Source organism: Fusibacter bizertensis, from assembly GCF_029914245.1.
GTDB classification, from domain to species: Bacteria; Bacillota; Clostridia; order Peptostreptococcales; family Acidaminobacteraceae; genus Fusibacter_C; species Fusibacter_C bizertensis.
This window is the reverse complement of sequence record NZ_JARYZI010000024.1, coordinates 1-4,752: the sequence shown is the minus strand read 5'-3', so window position 1 is coordinate 4,752 and position 4,752 is coordinate 1. Positions and strand designations below refer to the sequence as shown.

The 4,752-nt window shown below is 33.6% G+C and carries 4 protein-coding genes and 1 pseudogene; all 5 read right to left on the bottom strand.

Annotated elements, in window-relative coordinates; all coding sequences use genetic code 11:
* A pseudogene (locus QE109_RS17460) lies at positions 1–200 on the bottom strand (diguanylate cyclase); the annotation flags it as partial.
* A gap of 82 nt (positions 201–282) precedes the next feature.
* Positions 283–2,022: an ABC transporter substrate-binding protein gene (locus QE109_RS17455; protein WP_281095833.1), complete on the bottom strand. Its 1,740-nt coding sequence runs from the start codon at positions 2,020–2,022 to the stop codon at positions 283–285.
* Between the two features lie 764 nt (positions 2,023–2,786).
* Complete coding sequence (locus QE109_RS17450) at positions 2,787–3,593, bottom strand: mechanosensitive ion channel family protein (RefSeq protein ID WP_281095832.1); 807 nt, start codon at positions 3,591–3,593, stop codon at positions 2,787–2,789.
* 13 nt (positions 3,594–3,606) lie between these two features.
* Positions 3,607–4,431: a histidinol-phosphatase HisJ family protein gene (locus tag QE109_RS17445; protein ID WP_281095831.1), complete on the bottom strand. Its 825-nt coding sequence runs from the start codon at positions 4,429–4,431 to the stop codon at positions 3,607–3,609.
* Between the two features lie 155 nt (positions 4,432–4,586).
* Positions 4,587–4,742 carry an oligopeptide/dipeptide ABC transporter ATP-binding protein gene (locus QE109_RS17440; protein WP_281095834.1) on the bottom strand — a complete coding sequence of 52 codons (156 nt, stop codon included), beginning with the start codon at positions 4,740–4,742 and terminating at the stop codon, positions 4,587–4,589.
* Positions 4,743–4,752 lie beyond the last annotated feature (10 nt).

The following is a 4,752-nucleotide window of genomic DNA, read 5'->3' as shown; positions in this document are numbered from 1 at the left end:
TATTGAATATGAACGGGTTGATCTAAACCCAGCATTTCTCTAATCTGTTGTTGTTGTTCTACTGTTGCATTTGATCCAATTCCTAAGTATGCATTAACTGGATCACCAGGCATGATTTGAAGCATTGCGAACAAAATGATCGTAATGATCAGAAGCACTGGTATTAAATGTAGTAGTCTCCTCAATATATACTTTAGCATCCCTTCACTCCTTAGCACTCTTTATTTCTTGGGTGATAAAGGCGGTCATTTAAGACCGCCTATTAAAATCATTACCGATTACTTATTCAACAATTTTAGCATCTTTAAGAGCAGCTACCCAGTCATAAAGTGAGCTTGTTTTAAAGTCAACTAATTTTGTAGCGTATAGATCAAAGTAAGTGTTAGCATATACTGGCATCATTACAGCTTCTTCATTAAGAATCTTAGCGATTTCAGCATAAACTGGTTTCGCTTCTTCGATATCCATGATTGCTTTACCTTGGTCTAAAAGTTCATCCACTTTAGGGTTGCTGTAACGGCTTGTATTATCCATACCGCTACCGATATAATCTGAGTGGAATGAAGTATAAAGAGTGTGTGGATCTGGAGTTGTAATTGTTGTAGCTAAGAAGAATAAACTCCAGTTATCTACGTTTGCATCTGAGTTGTAGATGACATAGTCAAGAATTGTGTTGAATTCAAGGTACGCAACTGACAATTTAACGCCTAAACCTTGACCCCAGTCTCTTTCCCACATAGGAATAAGAGTTGCTAAGATATCATGATCTGGCATAGCAGCGATTTTAAGTTCTAATGGCTGACCATCTTTGTATCTTAAACCATCAGCGCCAACTAACCAGCCAGCTTCGTCAAGTAATGCTTTTGCTTTATCAAGGTCGAAATCGTACTCGATCATAGAATCAAGTAACGCATCATCAATCGCCCAAGAAATTTGTGAGAATGGGTGGTATTGAGTAACAGCAAGAACTTGATCTGTATCAGCATCATAGTAGTAGCTATTTACGAATTCCTTTACGTTGAATGCATAGTAAAGTGCTTGACGTACTTTAACATCTGCAGTTGGGCCAGCTTCACAATTTGTTTTGATATAACCGTAACCGCTTCTGTTGTATTGATTAATAGAAAGACCCGCATTTCTAGCTTCAGAAATTTTATTAGGATCAATTACGCCAGCTAATAAATCTACACCACCGCTAGTAAGTTCAACGATATCTGTAGTTTGGTCTACGAATTTAAGAATAACTTCTTTAACCATGTAGCCTTCGCCAACATAAAGTGGATTTCTTTCAAGGTATACTAATTCTTTTTCTTTGAATTGAGATACTACGTATGGACCTGAACCCATAGCATCAGTAGTAATTGCTTCTACAGAAGCAGTGTTTCCTGGTGTAAAGTCTTTTCCATAGTAGTGTGCTGGAAGAATCGCATAAGTACAATTCTCAAAGTTAACACGAAGTGCTTCTTTGAAGTTGAATTTTACTGTGTAATCATCAATCGCTTCAACGCCTGAGAATGTATCTGATTCACCTGCATAGTATTCATCATATCCAACCATGTCTTTAACAGCTGAGCTGTAACGGCCAGTGTATGATGGATCAGCAAGAATTAAATAAGAGAACACAACATCATTAGCTGTTAAAGGTTGTCCATCAGAGAACACTTTGTCTTTTTTTAAGTTGAAAGTAATTGATTTGCCATCTTCTGAGTATTCCCAGCTATCTGCAACGCTACCTTCATATTCGCCATCAAAGTTTCTTGAGATAAGACCTTCAAATACCATGTTTACTACGTATCCATCATAAGCTGATGAGTAGTATAGTGGATTGAAGTTACCTGATGCTTCTGTGATACCTACTACTAATGTACCACTTGGTTCAGTTGATGTTTCTTGAGTTGTTGCTGCAGTTGTTTCTCCTGCTGCAGTTGTTTCTGTTACTGCTTCTTCTTTTGGGCTACATCCTGCTAAGAAAGCAGAAGCGACCATTACTAAGCAAAGCAATAAAATTAACGACTTCTTCATTTAATAATCCTCCTTCTTTAAATGCTACACTCGAGATAAAATTTATCTCATGCTGCTATATATAAACCCTAAGGTTCATAACATAAATAAATTGATTGATTCTGTAAACTTTTAAACTATTTAACAACTGTTCGATTTTGTGTTGAATTGTTCAAATAGTTTGACAATTCGAATTAAAAGAAAATTTGAACAGGCAAGCAAAATATACACAATTTGTTCAAATAATTGTAATTTCAATTTAATAAAACCTGAAGTATAAATAAAAAACTTAAAACACTTTTCCAACAATTATTTATTCTAGCTATTTACATTAATTATTGTTTTGTTTTAAGTTTGTTCACATCTCGTTTTAAGATATTTCTCATTCTACACTAAATTTAGTCAAAATAAAATATAAAAATATGTCATATTTCGAATGTTAAAATCCCGAAACATTTTGATTTAACTCACTTTCTATAAAAGTGTTAACTATATCTTTCAAATTAACAGAATATTACGTGTTCCGAACAATTTGACTAGTATTTTGAAGACCACAAATTGTAAGGGCTCTAGTATTATGTATAATTTATTTTATATAGTGACATTTACTACGGTTAGGGCTCTATTTAGGTCCTAAAGTTATCAGACGTCAATTTCATTAAGCCTAAGTATTAATTTCCTTAACAAATCTTAACATTTATAGTGACATAGATAAGCCCTCAAACGTTATCAATAATAAAAACCATCTACTCTAAAATATAAAGCAGATGGTTGAATTATAATGACTAATTCTCATTATTCGATATCACAACTAAATGTGGATAAGGTATATCGATACCTTCACGGTCAAAGGCTTCTTTAATTTCTTCAATTAAAGTAAAATACACATCCCAATAATCAGATGCATTTACCCAAACCCTTACTTTAAAATCTAACGAACTTGAACCATGTTTAGCCAGTCTAACAAATGGTTCAGGCTCTCTTAATATCAAGGAATTTTGATCAACAACATTACTAATAACTCGCTTCACATCTTTTATCGCGGATTGATATGATACCGAAAATTCTAGGTCTACTCTTCGTGTTGGAAATACACCATAGTTAACTACAGAACTATTTGCTATGCTTGCATTTGGAATTATTACAGCTTTATTATCAGGTGTCGTTAGATTTGTATAGAACAATCCTATATCAGTTACTGTTCCTGCTTGCCCTGCTCCTTCTATATAATCACCAACTTTAAAGGGTCTCAGCGTTATGATTAAAACACCTCCTGCTAAATTAGATAAGCTACCTTGTAATGCTAGTCCAATTGCTAATCCCGCTGCACCTATAACAGCTACAAAAGTTGTCATCTCAATACCAGTAGTATATATTGCAGTAACGAGTACCATTGCTTTTAAACCCATTTTCATAAATGATCTTAAAAATGACTTCAATGTGGGGTCAATACTAATCCATGATCTAGACTTAAGTAATCTTTTTTCTATTATATTAACAAGCTTAAAGCCTATAACCAAAACCAAGACTACCGAAATAAATTTAATTCCCATCTCAAACCCAATCGTTTTTAAATTTTCAATAAACGTCATACACCTTCTCCTATTATAATTTGTGAAATACAGGTTTCATTTTTTTAAAAGTTGTTACATACTTGAATCCGATACTTTTTAGCAGTTCACAATTTTCTTTATAATTACTACCTAGATATTTGGGACTATGTGCATCACTACCTAATGTTATTACTTCTCCCTTCATCTCCTTATATAACTTAAGCAAAGTCATCCCAGGATTATTTTGATTTAAGCCATATCTAAAACCACCTGCATTTAACTCAATTCCTTTTCCATCTTCTATAATCTTCTTAAAAATCACATGCACAATATCATCATAATGCTTTGCTGCAACATTCTTAAGTTCTGGCTTATAACGTAGATAAAGATCTAGGTGCCCAAGAACACTAAAATCCATAGGTTTTCGAAGACTTTTTTCTAGCTCAGTATAGTAGATTTGTACCGCCTCTATATCGTTGTGATGTTCAAAGAATTTTTTATGATATAAATCTCTTTTTTCCACAGAATGAAGAGATGCAATTACAAAATCATACTGATTTCCTTTTACTATTTCTGCATTTTTCTCAATCAAATGTGGCTGAACTCCAACTTCTAACCCTTGGTAAATATTTATCTTTTCCTGATATTTTTCTTGCATACTAAAAATATCTTTTTCAAATGCATTTCTGTCAAAATCCCAGTCCTGAGGATAATTATCTATATCAGCATCTATATCGACGTGATCAGTAAATGCCAAATCAGTAATCCCGATTTGTATAGCTGCCATGATCATATCTTCCATGGGCGTATCCGAATCTGGTGAATAGTTACAGTGTGTGTGAAAGTCCATCATGAATTTACGTTTTAATGTATGCATATTATCCTCACTTGTTCTGATTACAATTACTTTAAACTAACAAAAATAGGTTATCACAAAAGTGTTTTGAGCACAATTGTAATAACCTATTAATCAATTCATATTTATAGCTCCAAATTAAATCTTTATAACTGCTTTGCTTTGGATTTATTAATCTAAATTTCTCCAGCAAAGTGACATGCGACGTGGTGTCTAGGTGTCACTTCTTTTGTTGGCGGAATCATCTCTTTACAGATATCTTTTACATATGGACATCTTGTATGGAACTTACATCCTGCCGGTGTGTTTACGTTACTTGGAATCTCTCCAATAATCGCTTCC